This is a genomic window from Pseudomonas sp. GW821-FHT09C10 (genome assembly GCF_059418085.1).
Map to the genome: position 1 here is coordinate 365,281 of NZ_JBWKPE010000002.1, position 21,502 is coordinate 386,782.

Sequence of the window (21,502 nt, forward strand, 5' to 3'; positions counted from 1 at the left end):
CGATCAGTGCTCGGCAGGAACGGCGTCAAGGCGGTAGGGCTGGATAATCCGCTGGTACTCGCCGCTCTGCTTCAGTTGTTCAAGGGCGCAGTTGAGTTCGTTGCGCAACGCGGTGTCAGGTTTGCGCACCGCGATGGCCACACCGTCGCCCAAAAGCTCGGACGAAATGGCAGGGCCGACGAAGTCGAAATCGTGGCCGTCTTCGGTATCGAGCAAGGCTTCACGAATTTCTACCGTGCCTTGCAGGGTCGCATCAATCTCGCCGGCCTTAAGGCTGCTGACTAATTCATTGTTGAGCCAGAAGCTCTTGACGATGACGCCATTTGGCGCCCACATCGAGCGGGCAAAAGCCTCACGATTACTTCCCAGCAACACGCCGACTCGCTTGCCCTTGAGCGACTTTACCCGCGGCTGCAAGTTGGACATGCGGCGCGCCACCAGGCGCGTGGTGAAGGGGTAGAGGTTATCGGTGAAGCCCACCCAACGTTGCCGCTGCGAGGTCGGCGCCATCCCCATGATCGCGTCGAATTTCCTGGCTTCAAGGGAGATGAAATCTTCGACAAGCACCTGGTCGACCCAGATGCAGCGTGCATTCAACTGCACGCACAGGGCGTTGCCCAACTCGATATTCAAGCCGACCAACTGCCCTTGCGGGTCGCGGCTCTGGAACGGGGGGAATTGTGCAGCAACGGCGAAACGGATTTCACGCTGCGGTGGATCATCGGCCGCAGAGGCATCCGCCGCAAGCAACAGGGCAAACACTACACAGATGTGTATCAGAGCCAAGGGAGACGTCCTTTTCCGGAAAGACCAGCATCGCCCCGCTCCCCCCTGAAATCAAAGGGGCAGAGCAAAGGCTGTGCAAGCTTTCAAGAAACGGTCGCAGGCCTACAATCAGAAATTTCAGCAGAGGCTGTAGGCAATAATCGACACGGTGTGCGACTTGTTAGTCTCAGCGTTTACCCATCGAACGACGAGTCCCCGGCGGAGCCATGCCTGGCGACTTGGTATGGCCGTTCTTGGCGCCGTTTTTGTACCACGGTTGGGCCGCATTCCTGGCCCCAGCCAGCTCACCCGGCTTGAACGGAAACTTGAACGCCGGGATCTCGGCTTTTTCAACGCCTTCGGCGCTGGCCGGATCGACGATGTCGGTCGCTTCAACAGGGGGTTGTGTCGGGGAAGTCATGAAAGCTCCGGGGCGTGCAAAAAATGATGCGGGGCCGGCTTGCGGGCCACACTGGCGCGCAGTATACCTGCGAGCTTCAGATCTTTAACCACCACCGGTACGAATGGTCGGCGTTTGCTGACAGCGCTGTCAGTTAGCCGTCACCGTGCTGACCGGGTTGAGGGGCTATAAAGACCGCTCACTCTCCCCATCCTTTGCCCCGGCGCCTCACCCATGCACATTCAACGAAAAACTGCCCTGATCGTGGGTGTCCTCGTGGTCGTGGCGGTTGCAGCCTGGGCGCTGACCCGCCCAGCCAAGGCCAGACTGGCGGCACCCACCGCGATCCCGGTGCGGGTGGTGAGCGTAGCGCAGCAGGACATTCCACGCTTTGTCAGCGGCATCGGTACGGTGTTGTCCCTGCACAGCGTGGTCATTCGCCCGCAGGTCGACGGCATTCTCACCCAATTGCCGGTCAAGGAAGGCCAGTGGGTCAAGGCCGGCGACCTACTGGCCAGAATCGATGATCGCTCGATCCGCGCCAGTCTCGACCAGGCCAGGGCGCAACTGGGCGAGAACCAGGCGCAGTTGCAGGTGGCGCTGGTCAACCTCAAGCGCTACAAGGAGTTGAGCGTCGACGACGGCGTGTCCAAGCAGACCTACGACCAGCAACAAGCTCTGGTCAACCAGCTCAAGGCCACCGTCCAAGGTAACCAGGCCGCCATCGATGCAGCCCAGGTCCAGCTGTCCTACACCCAGATTCGCTCACCGGTCAGTGGCCGCGTCGGTATTCGCAATGTGGATGAAGGCAACTTCCTGCGTACCAGCGATACCCAGGGCCTGTTCTCCGTGACCCAGATCGACCCGATTGCCGTTGAGTTCTCTTTGCCGCAACAGATGCTGCCGACCCTGCAAGGCCTGATCGCCGCGCCTGCCAAGGCCAGCGTCGACGCCTACCTGGGTGCCGACACCGACGGCCAGACCGGCGACTTGCTCGGCGAAGGCCACTTGAGCCTGATCGACAACCAGATCAGCTCCACCACTGGCACCGTGCGCGCCAAGGCCGAGTTCAACAACGCCTCGCAACGCCTGTGGCCGGGGCAGCTGGTGACCATCAAGATCCAGACCGCCCTCGACAAAAATGCCTTGGTGGTGCCGCCGACCGTGGTGCAACGCGGCCTCGATTCGCACTTCGTGTACCGGGTCAACGGTGACAAGGTCGACGTGGTGCCGGTGCAAGTCACCTATCAAAACAGCGATATCAACATCATCAAGGGCGTGCAGGCCGGTGATCTACTGGTCAGCGATGGCCAGTCGCGGCTCAAGGCCGGTACCCAGGTGGAGGTGCTCAAGGAGCCACCGCAGGTGATCCAGACCGTCGATGCCAAGGTGCAGCCATGAACGGCAGCCGTTCGCCCTCGGCCTGGTGCGTCGACCACCCGGTCGCCACCCTGTTGTTGACCTTCGCCCTGGTGCTGCTCGGGATCATTGCCTTTCCGCGCCTGGCCATCGCGCCACTGCCGGAGGCGGAATTTCCGACGATCCAGGTCACCGCACAATTGCCCGGCGCCAGCCCGGACACCATGGCCTCCTCGGTGGCGACGCCGCTGGAAGTGCAGTTCAGCGCCATCCCCGGCATGACCCAGATGACCTCCAGCAGTGCCTTGGGCTCAAGCCTGTTGACCCTGCAATTCACCCTCGACAAGAGCATCGACACCGCCGCGCAGGAAGTGCAGGCAGCGATCAACACCGCATCCGGCAAGCTGCCCAGCGACATGCCGAGCCTGCCCACCTGGAAGAAGGTCAACCCGGCGGACAGCCCGGTGCTGATCCTCAGTGTCAGCTCCGACAGCATGCCCAGCACCGAGTTGAGCGACTATGTGGAAACCCTGCTGGCGCGGCAGATCAGCCAGATCGACGGCGTCGGCCAGATCAACATCACCGGCCAGCAGCGCCCGGCGATCCGCGTGCAGGCGTCCCCCGACAAACTCGCGGCCATCGGCCTGACCCTGGCCGATATTCGCCTGGCCATCCAGCAATCGAGCCTCAACCTGGCCAAGGGTGCGATCTACGGCGAGAACAGCGTGTCGACCCTGTCGACCAACGACCAGCTGTTTCACCCGGAGGACTACGCCCAACTGATCGTGTCCTACAAGGATGGCGCACCTGTTCAACTGCGTGATATCGCCAACGTCATCAACGGTTCGGAAAACGCCTACGTGCAGGCCTGGTCCGGCGACACTCCGGGGGTCAACCTGGTGATCTCGCGCCAGCCCGGCGCCAACATTGTCGAGACGGTGGACCGCATCCAGGCCGAACTGCCGCGCCTGCAAGGCATGCTGCCGGCTTCGGTGCAGGTCAGCGTGTTGACCGACCGCACCAAGACCATCCGCGCGTCCCTGCATGAAGTGGAAGTCACCCTGCTGATCGCCATCCTGCTGGTGGTGGCGGTGATGGCGCTGTTCCTGCGCCAGTTGTCGGCGACGCTGATTGTGTCCAGCGTGCTCGGCGTGTCGCTGGTCGCCAGTTTTGCGTTGATGTACCTGATGGGCTTCAGCCTGAACAACCTGACCCTGGTGGCGATCGTGATCGCCGTGGGCTTTGTGGTCGACGATGCCATCGTGGTGGTGGAGAACATTCACCGCCACCTCGAAGCGGGGCTTGGCAAGCGCGAAGCGGCGATCAAGGGCGCCGGCGAGATTGGTTTTACCGTGGTGTCCATCAGCTTCTCGCTGGTGGCGGCGTTTATTCCGCTGCTGTTCATGGGTGGCGTGGTCGGACGGCTGTTCAAGGAATTCGCGCTGACGGCCACCTCGACCATCCTGATTTCGGTGGTGGTCTCCTTGACCCTGGCACCGACATTGGCCGCGCTGTTCATGCGCGCCCCAACCCATCCGGCCCACGACAAACCCGGCTTCAGCGAACGCCTGCTGGCCGGCTACGCGCGCAACCTGCGTCGCGCGCTGGCCCATCAGCGCAGTATGGCCGCGCTATTCGTGGTGACCCTGGCCCTGGCCGTGGCCGGCTACGTGTTTATCCCCAAGGGTTTCTTTCCGGTACAGGACACCGGTTTTGTGCTCGGCACCAGTGAGGCGGCGGCGGATGTGTCGTACCCGGACATGGTCGCCAAGCACAAGGCCCTGGCCGAGATCGTCAAGGATGATCCGGCGGTGCAGGCATTTTCCCATTCGGTGGGCGTGACCGGCAGCAACCAGACCATCGCCAACGGGCGCTTCTGGATCGCCTTGAAAGACCGCGGTGATCGCGACGTGTCCGCCAGCCAGTTCATCGACCGCATCCGGCCCAAGCTCGCGAAAGTGCCGGGCATCGTGCTGTACCTGCGCGCCGGCCAGGACATCAACCTCAGCTCCGGCCCCAGCCGTGCCCAGTACCAGTACGTACTCAAGAGCAACGACGGCCCGACACTCAACACCTGGACCCAGCGCCTGACCGAAAAACTGCGCGCCAACCCGGCGTTTCGCGACCTGTCCAACGACCTGCAACTGGGCGGCAGCATCACCCATATCAGCATCGACCGCCAGGCCGCCGCGCGCTTTGGCCTGACCGCCACCGATGTCGACCAGGCGCTCTACGACGCCTTCGGCCAGCGCCAGATCAACGAGTTCCAGACCGAGATCAACCAATACCAGGTGGTGCTGGAGCTGGACAGCCAACAGCGCGGCAAGGCCGAAAGCCTGAACTACTTCTACCTGCGCTCGCCACTGACCAATGAGATGGTGCCGTTGTCGGCAGTGGCCAAGATCGACCCACCGACCGTGGGGCCTCTGTCCATCAGCCATGACGGCATGTTCCCCGCCGCCAACCTATCGTTCAACCTGGCACCAGGCGTGGCGCTGGGTGACGCGGTGATCATGCTCAACCAGGCCAAGAATGAAATCGGCATGCCGACCACCATCATCGGCAACTTCCAGGGCGCGGCCCAGGCATTCCAGAGTTCGCTGGCCAGCCAGCCGTGGCTGATCCTCGCAGCGCTGGTGGCGGTATACATCATTCTGGGTGTGTTGTATGAGAGCTTCGTGCACCCGCTGACGATTATCTCCACCTTGCCCTCGGCGGGGCTGGGCGCGCTGATCATGCTGTCGCTGATGGGCCAGGACTTCTCGATCATGGCGCTGATCGGCCTGGTGCTGTTGATCGGGATCGTGAAGAAGAACGGCATCCTGATGATCGACTTTGCCCTGGAAGCCCAGCGCGTCAGGGGTATGTCACCGGAGGATGCGATCTACGAAGCCTGCGTGACACGGTTCCGCCCGATCATCATGACCACCCTCGCCGCCCTGCTCGGCGCGGTACCGTTGATGCTCGGCGCAGGCCCGGGTGCGGAAATGCGCCAGCCCCTGGGCATCGCGGTAGTCGGCGGCTTGCTGGTGAGCCAGGCGCTGACGCTGTTCACCACACCGGTCATATACTTGTACCTTGAGAAATTTTTCCACCGGCCCAAACCAGCGGTTGAGCTGGCGACCACACACTGAGGCCAAGGCACCGCCCTGGAGCAAAAGGCTCATGCGCGTACTTATTGTTGAAGATGAAGAAAAAACCGCCGACTACCTGCACCGTGGCCTGACGGAGCAAGGCTACGCCGTCGATGTGGCGCGCGAGGGTGTCGAGGGCCTGCACCTGGCGCTGGAAAACGATTACGCGGTGATCGTGCTCGACGTGATGCTGCCCCGCCTCGATGGCTTCGGCGTGCTGCGGGCGTTGCGTGCGCGCAAACAGACGCCGGTGATCATGCTCACCGCCCGCGAGCGCGTGGAAGACCGTATCCGCGGCCTGCGCGAAGGCGCCGACGATTATCTTGGCAAACCGTTTTCCTTCCTCGAACTGGTGGCGCGCCTGCAAGCCCTGACCCGCCGCAGCGGCGGCCACGAGCCGGTGCAAGTGACCGTCGCCGACCTGTGGATCGACCTGATCAGCCGCAAGGCCAGCCGCAATGGCGTGCGCCTGGACCTGACCGCCAAGGAGTTCTCGCTGCTCAGCGTATTGGCGCGGCGCCAGGGCGAAATCCTCTCCAAGACCTCGATTGCGGAAATGGTCTGGGACATCAATTTCGACAGCGACGCCAACGTGGTCGAGGTGGCGATCAAGCGCCTGCGCGCCAAGCTTGACGGGCCATTCGAACACAAGCTGCTGCACACCATTCGCGGCATGGGTTACGTGCTGGAGAATCGCAGTGTCGGCTAACTCCATTGCCCTGCGCCTCAGCAGCATGTTCACCCTCGTGGCGGCGCTGATATTCCTGTTGATCGGCGGCGCGCTGTATCAGCAGGTGGACCGCAGCCTGGGCTTGCTGCCAGGGGCGGAGCTGGACGCGCGCTACAGCGTGTTGGAATCCTCTGTGAACCGCTTCGGCACGCCGGACCATTGGGTGAAGATTCAAGCCAAGCTCAAATTACTCGGCGAGGAAGACAAGCGCATCCGCTTCTGGGTCGTCAGCAGCGATCCGACCTACGAGTACGGCAACCCCGATGCGCAGATCCGCGCCTTCGCCGAAGGCCCGACGGGCAAGCGCGATCTACGCCTGCCGGGGCGCGAATACCCGTTCAAAGTGCTGGTGAGCCAGTTCCCGGCCAAGGAGCAACGCCCGCCGCTGCGCTTCATGATTGCCATCGACACCGAAAACTTCCGTGCCACCCAGCACCATCTGCTGGTGGCGCTGGTCAGCCTGGCGTTGGTCGGCGTGGTGCTGGCGGCGCTGCTGGGGTTCTGGGTGTCGCGCATTGGCCTCAAGCCGCTGGGCAAACTCTCGGATGAAGCACAGAAGCTGGCGCCGCCGAAGCTCTCCGGGCGCCTGCAACTGTCGCCGCTGCCGCCGGAACTGAGTCAGTTCGTCAATTCGTTCAACTCCACCCTGGACCGCGTGGAACAGGCCTACTCGCGCCTGGAGTCGTTCAACGCCGACGTCGCCCACGAACTGCGCTCGCCGCTGACCAACCTGATCGGCCAGACCCAGGTTGCCCTGACACGCGGGCGCTCGGCCGAGCATTATTTCGAGGTGCTGCAATCCAACCTCGAGGAATTGGAACGCCTGCGTTCGATCATCAACGACATGCTGTTCCTCGCCAGCGCCGACCAGGGCAGCAAGGCCACCAAGCTGAGCGAAAGCTCCCTGGCCGATGAAGTGGCGACCACTCTCGACTACCTGGACTTCATCCTTGAAGACGCCCAGGTTCAGGTACGCGTGCATGGCGACGCCCTGGTGCAGATCGAAAAAGCCCACCTGCGCCGCGCCCTGATCAACCTGCTGAGCAATGCGGTGCAGCACACCGCGCCGGGGCAAGTGATCGATGTGAACATCGATGTGCTGGAGCATCAGGTGGCAATCGGCGTGACCAACCCTGGTGAAGTGATTGCCAGCGAACACCTGCCCCGGCTGTTCGAACGCTTCTATCGGGTGGACGCGTCGCGCAGCAACAGCGGGGCGAATCACGGTTTGGGGCTGGCCATCGTCAAGGCGATTGCCTTGATGCACGGCGGTGATGTGTTCGTGCGCAGCGATGTCAGTGGCAATACCTTTGGCATCACTCTGCCGGTCTAGGCATCTCCCCCATGGTCCCAGCACCACTGTTGCTGTTTTGGCAACAGTCATTATCTTGTTACACTCTGTATCGCGGCGCTCGCCTGCGTTAATTTGACGCATCGATGAGCGCGACGGCAAAGGCAGCTGACCCGCTTACCCGAATTTCCCTCGACTTATTTCCAGGGCTCTATACTGGGAATCTGTCTTAAAGCCGCTGACTTCAGCGGCTTTTTTTTGCGGTAAAAAAAGGCCAGGCACACCCCCACGACACTGGCCGTTTTCGATTGACCAAAGGAGCTCCACCGGTGAAGAACTCGCTGACGTTCACCCCGTTATTCCTCGCGATTGCAGCAACGATCGTTCCCCTTGCCCACGCGGCAGACACCACCCCCGCCGACGGATTCGTCGAAGGCTCGCACCTCGACATCAACACCCGCAACTACTACATGAACCGCGACCGGCGCGACCTCCACACCGATGACAGCAAGGAATGGGGCCAAGGTTTTATTGGCACCTTCGAATCCGGCTACACCCAGGGCACCGTCGGCTTCGGCCTGGATGCCCACGCGATGCTTGGCCTCAAGCTCGACGGCGGTGGCGGCACCGACGGTTCCAGCATCCTTCCCTACGGCAGTGCTGACGGCAGCGGCAAAGCGCCCGGTTCGTTTTCCACCGCAGGGGGCACCTTGAAGATGCGCGCCTTCGACACCGAGTTGAAGGCCGGTGACCTGTTCCTCAACAACCCGGTGATCGCCGGCGGCATGACGCGCATGCTGCCGCAGACTTTCCGTGGCGTGAGCCTGAGCAACCACAGTTTCGACGGCTGGATGCTCGAAGGCGGCCAGGCCAGCTTCACCAAGCTCTACAACCAGAGTGGCCACCGACGCATCGGCACCAGCTATGGCGCATTGCCCAGCAACGCTGACAGCCAGCACATGAATTGGGCGGGCGTGTCGTTCAGCGGCATCCCGGGAGTGACCAGCAACCTGTACGCCTCCGAACTCAAGGACGTGTGGCACCAGTACTACTACGACCTGGACTACACCTACGCGCTGAACGACCTGGTCAGCCTCAACCCGGGCCTGCACTACTACCACACCCAGCACACCGGCCAGTCGCTGCTCGGGGATATCGACAACAACACCTACAGCCTGCACTTCACCGTCGGCGTGGGTCACCACAGCGTCACCGCCGCCTACCAGCGGGTCAACGGCAACACGCCGTTCGACTACATCAGCCAAGGCGACAGCGTGTACCTGGACAACTCCCAGCAATACTCGGACTTCAACGGCCCTAATGAGCGCTCATGGAAGCTCAAGTACGCCTACGACTTCGCCGGCCTCGGCATGCCCGGCCTCACCTCGGCGGTGTCCTACATCAGCGGCAAGACCGACCTGACCAAGGTCGACCCGCAAAGCCGTGGCTACAGTGCCTGGTACAGCGCCGATGGCAAGGACGCCAGACACTGGGAGCGGGATATCGATGTGAAGTATGTAGTGCAGGGCGGCAAGGCCAAGGATCTGGCGGTGCGCCTGCAATGGGCAACCAATCGTGGCAGTCATGGCTACTCGGCGGTAGACCGGGATGTGGATGAGTACCGAGTGATCGTCGACTACCCGATCAACGTGTTCTAACGCGCAAATCTTTCTTTTTAACCGAGTATTTAATTTTCATCGGGTAGAACTAAACTGCCAGCATCCACATCGCTGAAGTCTGCCCGATGAGTCAACGCCGTGTCCGTACCCTGGCCGCACGCCCAGAACTGTTAATGGTTCTGGGCAGCGGTATCACTGTTGTCTTGATCGTGGTCATCGTCGCCGCGTTGCTGATCCGCGAACACGCCAGCACCCTGCAGGCCGCTACGCGCTCAACCACCAATATCGCCCAGTTGATCAACGCCGACGTGCTACGGAACGTCGAGCTCTACGACCTGGCACTCAAAGGGTTGATTGCAGCCAAACAACGCGAAGACCTGTCCCAGGTTACGGCGAATATCCAGCACCTGGTGCAGTTTGAGTTGTCTACCGCTGCGCCGTTCAAAGGCGAAGTCCTGTTGCTGGACGCAGACGGCGCAGTGATCGCGGACTCTTCTACCCTGCAGCCCACCCCGCGCAACTTTGCCAGCCGCGATTACTTCCAGGTGCATGCCAAAGACGCCCAGGCCGGTTTGTTCATCAGCCGACCGTTCAAGATCCACTGCGATTGCGACCAGGTCTGGCGCATGGCGTTCAGTCGGCGCGTATCAGGCCCCAATGGTGAATTTGCCGGCGTTGCCGTCGCAACCATGCGCCTGGCGTACTTCGATCAGCTTTTCAGTACGCTCACCATCGGCAATGGCAGCAGCGTCAACCTGCTGAGCAATCGAGGCATTTTGCTCGCCCAGCAACCGCTGCTGGAGCGCGACATGATCGACAAGGACCTGAGCGAACGTCCCAACTTCAAGCGCATGCTGCGCGAAGGCAGTGGCAGCTTCCAGGCCATCTCTGCCATCAGCGGCAAGGAGCGCCTGTACACCTTCACCAATGTCGGAGACCTGCCGCTGATTGTGGTGGTGGCCCTGTCCAGTGAAGATGTATTCGCCCCCTGGAAGCGCGCCGCACTGCTGACCAGCGGCGCCACGGGCATCCTGTGTATCGGCTTGTTATGGCTGACCTGGATGCTGCGCCGGGAACTGCGCCGCCGTTATCGCGCAGAGCGCGTCCTGTCAGAACTGGCAGCCACCGACGCCCTGACCGGCCTGGCCAACCGCCGCATCCTCGATGAACGCCTGCGCCTTGAATGGGACCGGGCGCAACGTTCGCTCGAACCACTGACTGTGCTGATGATCGACGTGGACCACTTCAAGGCATTCAACGACCGCCACGGCCATCATGGTGGCGATGCAGCACTGCGCACGGTGGCCCAGGTGATCAACAGCAATATCCGCCGCCCTGCCGACCTCGCGGCACGTTACGGCGGCGAGGAGTTCGCGGTTGTACTGCCCAATACGGACGCCAAGGGCGCGTGGGTCATCGCCGAGCATATCCGCAGCAGCATCGAACATTTACCACGGGTAGCGGGGGATGAGCAGCCGATCACGGCAAGCATCGGCATGAGCACCCGGGACAAGCGCAGCCGGATGTCCCTGGAGGCCTTGCTGCTCAGTGCGGACCGAGCGTTGTATGAGGCCAAGCACACGGGGCGCAATCGGATTGTGGATGCCAGTGAGGGTTCATGATCGCTGCGACGCTGCGCGTGGGAACGAGGGACGCGCATCACAGGCACATAAAAAAAGGCCACCCGAAGGCAGCCTTTAAAAACTAAAGAAAGAGAGTTGTTACTTACACCGCCGCAACGGGACGCATGTAAGAGATCGGTGCGGTGCTGGCATCTTCGAAGGTCACGACTTCCCAAGCGTCCGTCTGCTCAATCAACTTGCGCAGCAGCTGGTTGTTAAGGGCGTGGCCCGACTTGAAGCCTTTGAACTCGCCTATCAGGCTATTGCCCAGCAGGTAGAGGTCACCGATTGCATCGAGGATCTTGTGCTTCACGAATTCGTCTTCATAGCGAAGGCCGTCTTCGTTCAGTACACCATCCGCGTCGACCACAATGGCGTTTTCAACGCTGCCGCCGAGTGCGAGGTTGTGCTTGCGCAGGTACTCGATGTCACTCATGAAACCAAAGGTACGGGCGCGGCTGACTTCTTTTACGAACGAAGTGCTGGAAAAATCCACGCTTGCACTCTGGGTGCGGTCACGGAATACCGGGTGATCGAAATCGATCTCAAAGCTCACTTTAAAGCCTTCGAACGGGACGAAGGTGGCGCGCTTGTCGCCGTCTTCTACTGTCACTTCCCGCAGAATGCGTATGAACTTCTTGGCTGCGTCCTGTTCTTCCAGGCCGGCAGATTGAATCAAGAATACGAAGGGTCCAGCGCTGCCATCCATGATCGGGACTTCGGACGCGGAGAGCTCGACGTAGGCGTTATCGATGCCCAAACCGGCCATGGCCGAGAGCAAGTGCTCCACCGTGTCCACTTTGACGTCACCGTTGACCAACGTGGTCGACATCGTGGTTTCGCCAACATTTTCCGCGCGAGCAGGAATCTGCACCACAGGGTCCAGGTCGGCACGCACAAACACGATGCCGGTGTCGACAGGTGCAGGCTTGAGGGTCAGGTATACCTTCTCCCCGGAGTGCAGACCTACACCTGTGGCACGAATAATATTCTTCAGGGTGCGTTGTTTAATCATGGCTTGGACCGCTTCAGCGCAAATTGCGAACTGGTATCAACAAAGGCTGGCGATAATAGCAGACCAGACCTTTGCTGAACACCAATCACCTTCATAGCCCTGATACATTCCATTAATCGGCCTGACGACGCAGGAATGCCGGGATGTCCAGGTAGTCCAGATCATCTTGCGGATTCGGGCTACGGGACGCCGCAGCACCGGCCTGAGCCTGGTTGCGCATCACGGTCGGACGATCCAGGTCACGGTAGTTCACCGACGGCAGTTCCTGGCGCGAAGGCGCTGGAGCGGCAGCCGCTTGGCTCGCGTGGCTGGCCTGGCTGTTATGCAGGGTGTTGTCGATGACCTTCACAGGCTTCTCGATTTTCGCGCCCAGGCCGGTGGCAACCACGGTCACGTGCAGCTCGTCGCGCATGTCCGGGTCGATAACGGTACCGACCTTGACCATGGCGTGCTCGGAAGCGAAGGCTTCGATGATGCTACCCACGTCGGAGTACTCACCCAGGGACAGGTCAGGACCGGCGGTGATATTCACCAGGATGCCGCGTGCGCCTTGCAGGTTCACGTCTTCCAGCAACGGGTTGCGGATGGCCGCTTCGGTGGCTTCGCGTGCACGGTTCGGACCGCTGGCGCAGCCAGTGCCCATCATCGCCATGCCCATTTCGCTCATGACGGTACGGACGTCGGCAAAGTCGACGTTGATCATGCCCGGGCGCTTGATGATGTCGGAGATACCGCGAACGGCACCGGCCAGTACATCGTCAGCCTTGGCGAATGCAGACAGCAGGCTCGCGTCCTTGCCCAGGATGGTCAGCAGCTTCTCGTTGGGAATGGTGATCAACGAGTCGACACTTTCAGACAGCAGACGGATACCTTCGTCGGCGATCTGCATGCGCTTGCGGCCTTCGAACGGGAACGGACGGGTCACGACCGCAACCGTCAGAATCCCCATTTCCTTGGCCACTTCGGCAATGATCGGCGCTGCACCGGTACCGGTACCGCCGCCCATGCCCGTGGTGATGAACACCATGTTGGTGCCCTGCAGCACTTCGGCGATACGCTCGCGGTCTTCCAGGGCGGCTTGACGGCCGACTTCCGGATTGGCGCCGGCGCCGAGGCCCTTGGTCACGGCGGTGCCCAATTGCAGGATGGTCCGCGCGCCGATGCTTTTCAGCGCCTGGGCGTCAGTGTTGGCGCAGATGAATTCAACGCCTTCAATGTTGCTCTTGACCATATGGTTGACAGCGTTGCCGCCGCCACCGCCGACACCGATCACTTTGATGACCGGGCTGGCGGGGATGTTGTCTACGAGTTCGAACATGTTCCCTCTCCTTTCGTTTTCTCTAGTTTTTTCGCCTACTACTTGTTTCGGTGCTGCGGTGTTGCGGTAAATCTTTAGAAATTGCCTTTGACCCACGCCTGCAGCCGCTCGAACAACGGCGCCTTGGCCTCGTCGTCGCTGCGGTAGCTGTCACGGTTGCTCGGGCCCGACAGGGAAATGCCGTCGGTCTGCTTTTGCAGCCCGTACAACAGCAAGCCCACACCGGTGGAATAAATCGGGTTGCGCACCACGTCGCCCAGGCCCTTGACGCCATGGGGAACACCCAGGCGGACCGGCATGTGGAAGATTTCCTCGGCCAGTTCGACCGCGCCTTCCATCTTCGAGGTGCCACCGGTCAGCACGATGCCGGCCGGAATCAAATCTTCGTAGCCGCTGCGGCGCAGTTCAGCCTGGATCAGGGTGAACAGCTCGTCGTAGCGCGGCTCGACCACTTCGGCCAGGGCCTGGCGCGACAACTCACGCGGTGGACGGTCGCCCACGCTTGGCACCTTGATGGTTTCACCGGCACCGGCCAGCTTGGCCAGGGCGCAGGCGTAGCGGATCTTGATTTCTTCGGCGTACTGGGTCGGTGTACGCAGCGCCATGGCGATGTCGTTGGTCACCTGGTCGCCGGCAATCGGGATCACGGCGGTGTGACGGATCGCACCCTCGGTGAAGATCGCGATGTCGGTGGTGCCGCCGCCGATGTCTACCAGGCATACGCCAAGCTCTTTTTCGTCGTCGGTCAGTACCGAATACGCGGAGGCAAGCTGCTCGAGAATGATGTCGTCGATTTCCAGGCCACAGCGGCGCACGCATTTTTCAATGTTCTGCGCGGCGTTGACGGCACAGGTCACCACGTGGACCTTGGCTTCCAGACGTACGCCCGACATGCCCAGGGGCTCGCGGACGCCTTCCTGGTTATCGATCACGTAGTCCTGCGGCAGGGTGTGCAGCACGCGCTGGTCAGCCGGGATCGCCACGGCCTGGGCGGCGTCGAGGACGCGCTCAAGGTCGGCGGCGCTGACTTCGCGGTCGCGAATCGCCACGATGCCGTGGGAGTTCAGGCTGCGGATATGGTTGCCCGCCACGCCGACGAACGCCGAGTGAATCCGGCAACCGGCCATCAGCTGCGCTTCTTCGATGGCGCGCTGGATCGATTGCACGGTGGACTCGATGTTGACCACCACGCCCTTCTTCAGGCCCCGGGACGGATGCGTGCCAATACCGACGATTTCGATCGTGCCGTCTTCCCCGACCTCGCCCACCAGCGCCACCACCTTGGAGGTGCCGATATCGAGACCGACGATCATTTTGCCGCTTTGCACGTTTGCCATGGGTCCTGCCTCTTCTTAATTCTTCGCGACAGCGGGTTGCGCTGCCGTGGGCGCAGCCGGTTCACGCCAGCCGACGGCAAGGCCGTTGGCGTAACGCAGGTCGACGCTCGCAATGTTCGTAATCTGTTCTTTCAAGGTCTTGTCATAGATGGCGATGAAACGGCGCATCTTTTCCACCAGGCGGTCGCGTCCCAGCAACAACTGGATGCCCGGGCCGGAACTGCCTGCCCCGGTCGTCAAAAACCAGCTGCCCCGTTCACGCAGTTCCAGGCGTGCAATGGAGAAGCCCATTGGCCGCAGCATCTGGCTCAGGGCCTGGTACTGCTGCATCACTTGCTGCTGCGCCCGCTGCGGCCCGAACAACTGCGGCAGGTGCTCGTAGTTGGCCAGCTCACGCGGGGTGAACGCCTGGCCCTGGTTGTTCAACAGCGCCTCATCGCCCCAACGGGCCACAGGCAGCTGCTCTTCCAGGCGGATCGTCACCTGGTCCGGCCAGACGCGGCGGACTTCGGCGTGGGCGATCCATGGCATCTGCTCCAGCTCCCGGCGCATACCGGCCAGGTCAATGGTGAAGAAGCTCGCGGCCAGGAACGGGCCGATACGCTGCTGCACCGCTTGCTGGCTGATGTAGCTCAGGTCGCCCTGCACGCTGATCTTGGTGATCGGCCGGTCGGCATACGGCAATAGACGCTGCGCGCCCTCGTAAGTGCCGAAGCCCAGCACCACCAGCATCACCGGCCAGAACAGCGCCTTGAGGAAACCAAAGTTGGCTTTCGGCAGGCGCGCCGACATCGGCTCTTTAGCCACCATTCGACTGGCACCCCGTGGCACCGGCTTGCGGCTCGGTGCTTGTGGGGGCTGATGACGAAGCGATGCGCCTTTCATGTCCTTAGCCTCTTGGCTCGATGCTGGCGGCCAGAATCGCCAGCACCAACTGCTGGAAATCCAGGCCGGCTGCGCGAGCGGCCATCGGTACCAGGCTGTGGTCGGTCATGCCCGGTGCGGTGTTGACTTCCAGGAACCAGAAGTTCCCTTGGTCATCCTGCATCACGTCTGCCCGTGCCCAACCGGCAATACCCAACGCCTCACAGGCTTTCGCCGTGAGGTCCATCAATTCCTGTTCTTTGGTTGCGTCAAGGCCGCACGGGATCCGGTACTGGGTATCGGAGGCCAGGTACTTGGCGTCGTAGTCGTAAAAGGTGTGGGGCGTGCCCAATGCGATGGGCGGCAATACCTGGCCACGCAGGGTGGCGATGGTGTACTCGGGACCCTGGATCCACTGTTCCACCAACACTTGCGAATCGTAGGTACTTGCCGCTTTCCATGCGTCGATCAATTCGGCGGCCGAGTTCACTTTAGCCATGCCGATACTGGAGCCTTCATGGGCAGGTTTGACGATCAAAGGCAGGCCCAGTTCCTTGGCTGCAGAAATACAATCGTCTTCGCTGCACAGAACACTGTGACGCGGGGTTGGAATACCCAGGCTGTGCCACACCTGCTTGGTGCGCAACTTGTCCATGGCCAGTGCCGAAGCGAGGATGCCGCTGCCGGTGTAAGGAATACCGGCACACTCCAACAGGCCCTGCATGCTGCCGTCTTCACCGCCACGGCCGTGCAGGATGATGAAGGCACGGTCGATCTTCTCGGCCTGCAGGCGGGCGAGGAAGTCATCGCCCACGTCGATCCCGAACGCATTCACGCCGGCACTTTGCAGCGCTTCGAGCACGGCGTTGCCGGACTTGAGCGACACTTCGCGCTCGGCGCTCTTGCCGCCGAACAGCACGGCCACGCGGCCGAAGTCGGCTGGCGCGATTGTCGAAAACAGGGAGCCGTAGTCAGCAGTCATTTCGACGCCCCCTTCTTGACGGCCGCAAACAGCGGGCTCGCCAGCAACTTAGGCGCAAGGCCGCCGATATCACCGGCACCCTGGCACAGCAGGATGTCGCCGGCGCGCAGCAGCGGCTTGACGATCGGCGCCAGGTCCACACCGCGCTCGATGTAGATCGGGTCCAACTGGCCGCGCTGACGGATGCTGTTGCACAGCTTGCGGCTGTCGGCGCCGGGGATCGGTTCTTCACCGGCCGGGTAGACTTCCATCAGCAGCAGCACGTTGGCATCGGCCAATACATTGACGAAATCGTCGTACAAATCGCGGGTGCGGCTGTAGCGGTGCGGCTGGTAGACCATCACCAGGCGACGCTCCGGCCAGCCACCGCGCACAGCCTTGATCACCGCAGCAACTTCGGTCGGGTGGTGACCATAGTCATCCACCAGCATCACGTCACCGCCTTCCACCGGCAGTTGGCCGTAGACCTGGAAGCGTCGGCCGACACCGGCAAAGCGCGACAGGCCCTCGACGATGGCTTCATCGCTGACGCCCTCGTCGGAGGCGATGCAGATGGTCGCCAGGGAATTCAATACGTTGTGGTTGCCCGGCATGTTCACCGACACATCCAGCGGTTCACGGTCGGGACGCAGCACGGTGAAGTAGGTCTGCATGCCTTCCTGGCGCACATTGATGGCGCGCACGTCGGCGTCTTCGCTGAAGCCATAGGTCACGGTCGGACGCTTGACATGGGGCAGGATTTCACGCACCACCGGGTCGTCCAGGCACAGCACGGCCAGACCGTAGAACGGCAGGTTGTGCAGGAACTCGACGAAGGTTTTCTTCAACTTGTTGAAGTCACCGTCGTAGGTGGCCATGTGATCTTCGTCGATGTTGGTGACCACAGCGACCAGCGGTTGCAGGTGCAGGAAACTGGCGTCGCTTTCATCGGCTTCGGCAATCAGGTAGCGGCTGGTGCCGAGCTGGGCATTGGTACCCGCTGCATTCAGGCGGCCACCGATGACGAAGGTCGGGTCCAGGCCACCGGCGGCGAACACCGAGGCGATCAGGCTGGTGGTGGTGGTCTTGCCATGGGTACCGGCGACGGCGATGCCGTGGCGATAGCGCATCAGCTCGGCGAGCATCTCGGCGCGGGGTACCACGGGAATGCGGCGCTCGAGCGCGGTGGCCACTTCCGGGTTGGAGGTGTTCACGGCGCTGGACACCACCAGCACGTCAGCCTCGGCAGCGTTCTCGGCGCGGTGACCGATAAAGATCTGCGCGCCAAAGGACTTCAGGCGCTCGGTGACCGGCGACTCTTTCAAATCCGAGCCGGACACCTGGTAGCCCAGGTTCAGCAACACTTCGGCGATGCCGCACATGCCCACGCCGCCGATACCGACGAAGTGGATGCGACGGATGCGGCGCATTTCCGGTTGTGGCATGGCTTTCTGATTCTCAACCATGGGCCACCTCCAGGCAGATATCGACCACGGTGCGGGTTGCGTCAGGTTTGGCCAGGCGGCTTGCGGTGCTCGCCATGTTGTTGAGTCGTTCCGGTTGCATCAAAACCTCAGTCAGGCGTGCGGCCAAATCGGCGGCGCCAGTCGTTCTTTGCGGCAGCAGGAAGGCAGCGCCCTCCCCGGCCAAATATTCGGCGTTGCGGGTCTGGTGATCGTCGATGGCGTGGGGCAAGGGCACCAGCAAGGACGGCAGACCGGCAGCAGCCAGTTCACTGACGGTCAGCGCACCCGCGCGACAGACCACCAGGTCGGCCCAGCCATAGGCATGGGCCATGTCTTTGATAAAGGGCTGCACATTGGCCGCCACACCGGCGTCGCGATAACGCGTGGCGGTGACTTCATCGTGGTTCTTGCCGGCCTGGTGGAAGATCTCCGGGCGCAATTCCACAGGGAGTTGCGCCACGGCTTCCGGCAGCAATTTATTCAGTGGCTCGGCGCCCAGGCTTCCGCCCAGGATCAGCAGATGCGCCTTGCGCCCTGCGAGTGCTTCACGGGCGATGTCCATAAACAGCTCGGTGCGCACCGGGTTGCCGGTGGTACGGCGCTTATCCGAGACGCTGAAGGTGTTGGGAAACGCTTCGCACACCCGCGCAGCCAACGGCACCAGCAAACGGTTGGCGGTACCGGCCACGGCGTTCTGCTCGTGCACGATCACCGGCACGCCGGCAAGTCTGGCGGCGACGCCACCGGGGCCGGTCACATATCCGCCAAAACCGAGCACACACACCGGCTGCAATTCACGGATGACCTTGCGCGCCTGCCACACCGCCTTGAGCAACACGAACGGTGCCTTGAGCAGGGACAACTTGCCCTTGCCGCGCAGGCCCGTGACGTTGATCAGGTGCAACGGCAAGCCGGCATTCGGCACCAACTCGTTTTCGATGCCGCGCGGTGTACCCAGCCAGTGCACGGTGTAGCCACGGTTCTGGAATTCCCGCGCGCACGCCAGGGCCGGGAACACATGGCCCCCGGTGCCGCCGGCCATGATCAGCACGTTAGCGCCCATGGGTCGGCTCCTCGGCGAAGTCGCTTTCGCTGAACTCCATCTCTTCGCTGCCCAGGTGGGTTCGACTCTCCCACTCGATGCGCAGCAACAAGCCAAGACAGGCGCAGCAGATCACCAACGAACTGCCGCCATAGCTGAGGAACGGCAAGGTCAGGCCCTTGGTCGGCAGCAGGCCGACGTTCACCCCGATGTTGATCAGGAACTGGCCGATCCACAGGAACGACAAGCCGTAGGCCACATAGGCGGCGAAATACTGCTTGGCCTTCTCGGCCCACAGGCCGATGTACATGCCGCGTACACACACGAACACGAACAGGGCGACGGTGCACAGCGAGCCGACCACGCCGAGTTCTTCGGCGAGTACGGAGAACACGAAGTCGGTGTGCGCTTCCGGCAGGTAGAACTGCTTCTGCACGCTGTTGCCCAGGCCCACGCCCAGCCATTCGCCACGACCGAAGGCGATCAAGGCCTGGGTCAATTGGTAGCCGGAACCGAACTGGTCGGACCAGGGGTCGGTAAAGGTGATCAGACGCGCCATCCGGTACGGTTGTGCCTGTACCAGGATGGTCACCGCCGCCACCGCCAGTACCACCATCAAGCTGAAGCGGAACAAGCCCACGCCGCCGAGGAACAGCATCGCCGCCGCCGCGCCCATCATCACCACAGTGGCGCCGAAGTCAGGCTCCATCAGCAACAGGCCGGCCATGGGCAACAGCACGATGAATGGCTTGAAGAAGCCCATCCAGCTTTCGCGCACTTCCTTCTGGCGACGCACCAGGTAACCGGCCAGGTAGATCACCACGAACACCTTGGCGATTTCCGACGGCTGCACGTTGAACGCACCGAAGCCGATCCAGCGCATCGAGCCGTTCACCTCGCGGCCGATGCCGGGCAGGATCACCATGATCAGCAAGCCGAACGCGCCGATCAGCATCAGCCAGCCCAGGCGCTGCCAGGTAGCGATGGGAATCATCATGGTGACGATGCACGCGCCCAGGCCGATGATCAGGTACACCAGGTGACGGATCATCATGTACAGGGTATTGCCCGATTGCACGGCGGCCACTTCGGAAGAAGCCGAGGTGATCATCACCAGGCCCAGGCCCAGCAGCGCGAGGCAACCGGCGAGCATCGGGAAATCAAGGTCGATGCCACGCCCGGTGATGATCGGCGACGGGTACGGCTTGATGATGTTTCTGAAATCAATGCTCATGCCAAGCCCTCCACGGCGCGGGCGAACAACTGGCCGCGCTCTTCGTAGTTCTTGAACATGTCGAAACTGGCGCACGCCGGCGACAGCAGTACCGCATCGCCTGGTTGGGCCAGGGCTTGGCACTGGGCAATGGCGTCGTCCAGGGAGGTGGCACGCACCTGTGGCACGGCATCGCCCAGCGCGGCGGCGATCAAATCGGCGTCGCGGCCCATCAACACCACGGCGCGGCAATGAGCAGCCACCGGTGCCTTGAGGTCCTTGAAATCTGCACCCTTGCCGTCGCCACCGGCGATCAGCACCAGCTTGCCTTCGATATCGGCGCCCAGGCCTTCGATGGCGGCCAATGCGGCCCCCACGTTGGTGGCCTTGGAGTCGTTGTAGTAACTCACACCATTAAGGTCGCGGACCCACTGGCAGCGATGTTCAAGGCCGCCGAAGGTGCGCAGGCTCGACAGCATAGCGTCGAACGGCAAACCCACGGCGTGTCCCAACGCCAACGCGGCCAACGCGTTGGATTGGTTATGGGCGCCGCGGATTTTCAGCTCGCGCACCGGCATCAGGTTCTGGAATTCGAAGGCCAAGTATTTCTCGCCATTCTCTTCACGAATGCCGAAGGCCTTGAAGTCGGGTTTGCCCAGGCCGAAGGTCCAGCACGGCATGCCCTCGCCCATCAGCGGACGGCTCAGCGCATCCTGGCGATTGACCACAAATTGCCTGGCACCGCGGAAAATCCGGTGCTTGGCCAGGTGGTACGCCGGCAGGCCGCTGTAGCGGTCCATGTGGTCTTCGCTGACGTTCAACACGGTGGCCACTTCAGCACCCAGGTCGTGGGTGGTTTCCAGCTGGAAGCTCGACAGTTCCATCACGTACAGCTCGACATCGTCGCTGAGCAGGTCCAGCGCCGGCGTGCCGAGGTTGCCGCCCACGGCCACGCGCTTGCCGGCCGCCATCGCCATCTCGCCGACCAGGGTGGTCACGGTGCTTTTCGCGTTGGAACCGCTGATGGCCACGATCGGCGCCTTCGCATTGCGTGCAAACAGGTCGATGTCGCCGGACAGCTTCACGCCACGGGCCGCTGCGGCTTGCAGGGCCGGTGTCGCCAGGGCCAGGCCGGGGCTCACGTAGAGCTCATCGGCGCGGCACAGAAACTCGACATCCAGCTCGCCACAACGCACTTCCACGTGCGGGTAGTCACGGCGCAGCGTGACCAGCTCCGGTGGATTTTCCCGCGTATCGGCCACGGCAAACGACGTGCCCCGGTTCGCCAGGAAGCGAACCAGGGACATGCCGCTCTTGCCGAGGCCGACAACGATGCGGAAGTGGTCTGAAGCGATCAGGGACACTC

The 21,502-nt window shown here is 62.1% G+C and carries 17 protein-coding genes; 6 read left to right on the forward strand and 11 right to left on the reverse strand.

Annotated features, from left to right (window positions below):
• Positions 1–3: 3 nt before the first annotated feature.
• Both AC07OT_RS05405 and AC07OT_RS05410 read right to left on the reverse strand, forming a co-directional pair.
• A complete protein-coding gene (locus AC07OT_RS05405) occupies positions 4–786 on the reverse strand; it encodes a transporter substrate-binding domain-containing protein (protein WP_495107651.1) in 783 nt (260 codons plus the stop codon).
• A 166-nt stretch (positions 787–952) separates the two neighbouring features.
• On the reverse strand, positions 953–1,186 hold the full coding sequence (locus tag AC07OT_RS05410) for a hypothetical protein (protein WP_027604750.1): 234 nt from the start codon (positions 1,184–1,186) through the stop codon (positions 953–955).
• A gap of 213 nt (positions 1,187–1,399) precedes the next feature.
• On the opposite strand from AC07OT_RS05410, the gene AC07OT_RS05415 reads away from it, so the two are divergent.
• From AC07OT_RS05415 to AC07OT_RS05440, 6 genes are all read left to right on the forward strand, one after another.
• Entirely contained in the window at positions 1,400–2,566 is a 1,167-nt protein-coding gene (locus AC07OT_RS05415) for an efflux RND transporter periplasmic adaptor subunit (RefSeq protein ID WP_495107652.1), read from the forward strand.
• Positions 2,563–5,658: a multidrug efflux RND transporter permease subunit gene (locus tag AC07OT_RS05420; protein ID WP_495107653.1), complete on the forward strand. Its 3,096-nt coding sequence runs from the start codon at positions 2,563–2,565 to the stop codon at positions 5,656–5,658. Before AC07OT_RS05415 ends, AC07OT_RS05420 begins: the two co-directional genes overlap by 4 nt.
• Positions 5,659–5,689: 31 nt before the next feature.
• Entirely contained in the window at positions 5,690–6,367 is a 678-nt protein-coding gene (locus tag AC07OT_RS05425; protein ID WP_495107654.1) for a heavy metal response regulator transcription factor, read from the forward strand.
• Positions 6,357–7,721 carry a heavy metal sensor histidine kinase gene (locus AC07OT_RS05430; RefSeq protein ID WP_495107655.1) on the forward strand — a complete coding sequence of 455 codons (1,365 nt, stop codon included), beginning with the start codon at positions 6,357–6,359 and terminating at the stop codon, positions 7,719–7,721. The genes AC07OT_RS05425 and AC07OT_RS05430 overlap by 11 nt, the downstream gene beginning before the upstream one ends.
• Positions 7,722–8,008: 287 nt before the next feature.
• Positions 8,009–9,337 (forward strand): OprD family porin, encoded by a 1,329-nt coding sequence (locus AC07OT_RS05435; protein ID WP_495107656.1) that lies wholly within the window; start codon positions 8,009–8,011, stop codon positions 9,335–9,337.
• Positions 9,338–9,423: 86 nt separating this feature from the next.
• The gene (locus AC07OT_RS05440; RefSeq protein WP_495107657.1) at positions 9,424–10,920 is read left to right on the forward strand and encodes a sensor domain-containing diguanylate cyclase; all 1,497 of its coding nucleotides are present in this window, start codon (positions 9,424–9,426) and stop codon (positions 10,918–10,920) included.
• A gap of 103 nt (positions 10,921–11,023) precedes the next feature.
• Here AC07OT_RS05440 and lpxC read toward each other — a convergent pair whose 3' ends face one another.
• The 9 genes from lpxC to murD all read right to left on the reverse strand — a co-directional run bounded on the left by lpxC (position 11,024) and on the right by murD (position 21,500).
• On the reverse strand, positions 11,024–11,935 hold the full coding sequence (lpxC, locus tag AC07OT_RS05445) for a UDP-3-O-acyl-N-acetylglucosamine deacetylase (RefSeq protein ID WP_003171886.1): 912 nt from the start codon (positions 11,933–11,935) through the stop codon (positions 11,024–11,026).
• Between the two features lie 112 nt (positions 11,936–12,047).
• Positions 12,048–13,253, reverse strand: coding sequence for a cell division protein FtsZ (gene ftsZ / locus AC07OT_RS05450; RefSeq protein WP_017526184.1), 1,206 nt, complete (start codon positions 13,251–13,253; stop codon positions 12,048–12,050).
• A 74-nt stretch (positions 13,254–13,327) separates the two neighbouring features.
• The gene (gene ftsA, locus AC07OT_RS05455; protein ID WP_027604757.1) at positions 13,328–14,590 is read right to left on the reverse strand and encodes a cell division protein FtsA; all 1,263 of its coding nucleotides are present in this window, start codon (positions 14,588–14,590) and stop codon (positions 13,328–13,330) included.
• Between the two features lie 15 nt (positions 14,591–14,605).
• Positions 14,606–15,475 carry a cell division protein FtsQ/DivIB gene (locus AC07OT_RS05460; RefSeq protein ID WP_027604758.1) on the reverse strand — a complete coding sequence of 290 codons (870 nt, stop codon included), beginning with the start codon at positions 15,473–15,475 and terminating at the stop codon, positions 14,606–14,608.
• Between the two features lie 4 nt (positions 15,476–15,479).
• Positions 15,480–16,436, reverse strand: coding sequence for a D-alanine--D-alanine ligase (locus tag AC07OT_RS05465; protein ID WP_065938561.1), 957 nt, complete (start codon positions 16,434–16,436; stop codon positions 15,480–15,482).
• Positions 16,433–17,881, reverse strand: coding sequence for a UDP-N-acetylmuramate--L-alanine ligase (gene murC / locus AC07OT_RS05470; RefSeq protein WP_495107658.1), 1,449 nt, complete (start codon positions 17,879–17,881; stop codon positions 16,433–16,435). The genes AC07OT_RS05465 and murC overlap by 4 nt, the downstream gene beginning before the upstream one ends.
• Positions 17,874–18,944, reverse strand: coding sequence for an undecaprenyldiphospho-muramoylpentapeptide beta-N-acetylglucosaminyltransferase (murG, locus tag AC07OT_RS05475; protein ID WP_065949002.1), 1,071 nt, complete (start codon positions 18,942–18,944; stop codon positions 17,874–17,876). Before murG ends, murC begins: the two co-directional genes overlap by 8 nt.
• Positions 18,934–20,157 (reverse strand): putative lipid II flippase FtsW, encoded by a 1,224-nt coding sequence (gene ftsW, locus AC07OT_RS05480; RefSeq protein WP_065924256.1) that lies wholly within the window; start codon positions 20,155–20,157, stop codon positions 18,934–18,936. The genes murG and ftsW overlap by 11 nt, the downstream gene beginning before the upstream one ends.
• Entirely contained in the window at positions 20,154–21,500 is a 1,347-nt protein-coding gene (murD, locus tag AC07OT_RS05485) for a UDP-N-acetylmuramoyl-L-alanine--D-glutamate ligase (protein WP_115486664.1), read from the reverse strand. The genes ftsW and murD overlap by 4 nt, the downstream gene beginning before the upstream one ends.
• Between the last annotated feature and the right edge of the window lie 2 nt (positions 21,501–21,502).

Excerpts from the sequence above, each read along its gene's own strand:
- AC07OT_RS05410 (WP_027604750.1), bottom strand. The coding sequence starts at position 1,186 with ATGACTTCCCCGACACAACCCCCTGTTGAAGCGACCGACATCGTCGAT.
- AC07OT_RS05415 (WP_495107652.1), top strand. The coding sequence starts at position 1,400 with ATGCACATTCAACGAAAAACTGCCCTGATCGTGGGTGTCCTCGTGGTC.
- AC07OT_RS05420 (WP_495107653.1), top strand. The coding sequence starts at position 2,563 with ATGAACGGCAGCCGTTCGCCCTCGGCCTGGTGCGTCGACCACCCGGTC.
- AC07OT_RS05425 (WP_495107654.1), top strand. The coding sequence starts at position 5,690 with ATGCGCGTACTTATTGTTGAAGATGAAGAAAAAACCGCCGACTACCTG.
- AC07OT_RS05440 (WP_495107657.1), top strand. The coding sequence starts at position 9,424 with ATGAGTCAACGCCGTGTCCGTACCCTGGCCGCACGCCCAGAACTGTTA.
- lpxC (WP_003171886.1), bottom strand. The coding sequence starts at position 11,935 with ATGATTAAACAACGCACCCTGAAGAATATTATTCGTGCCACAGGTGTA.
- ftsZ (WP_017526184.1), bottom strand. The coding sequence starts at position 13,253 with ATGTTCGAACTCGTAGACAACATCCCCGCCAGCCCGGTCATCAAAGTG.
- ftsA (WP_027604757.1), bottom strand. The coding sequence starts at position 14,590 with ATGGCAAACGTGCAAAGCGGCAAAATGATCGTCGGTCTCGATATCGGC.
- AC07OT_RS05460 (WP_027604758.1), bottom strand. The coding sequence starts at position 15,475 with ATGAAAGGCGCATCGCTTCGTCATCAGCCCCCACAAGCACCGAGCCGC.
- AC07OT_RS05465 (WP_065938561.1), bottom strand. The coding sequence starts at position 16,436 with ATGACTGCTGACTACGGCTCCCTGTTTTCGACAATCGCGCCAGCCGAC.
- murC (WP_495107658.1), bottom strand. The coding sequence starts at position 17,881 with ATGGTTGAGAATCAGAAAGCCATGCCACAACCGGAAATGCGCCGCATC.
- murG (WP_065949002.1), bottom strand. The coding sequence starts at position 18,944 with ATGGGCGCTAACGTGCTGATCATGGCCGGCGGCACCGGGGGCCATGTG.
- ftsW (WP_065924256.1), bottom strand. The coding sequence starts at position 20,157 with ATGAGCATTGATTTCAGAAACATCATCAAGCCGTACCCGTCGCCGATC.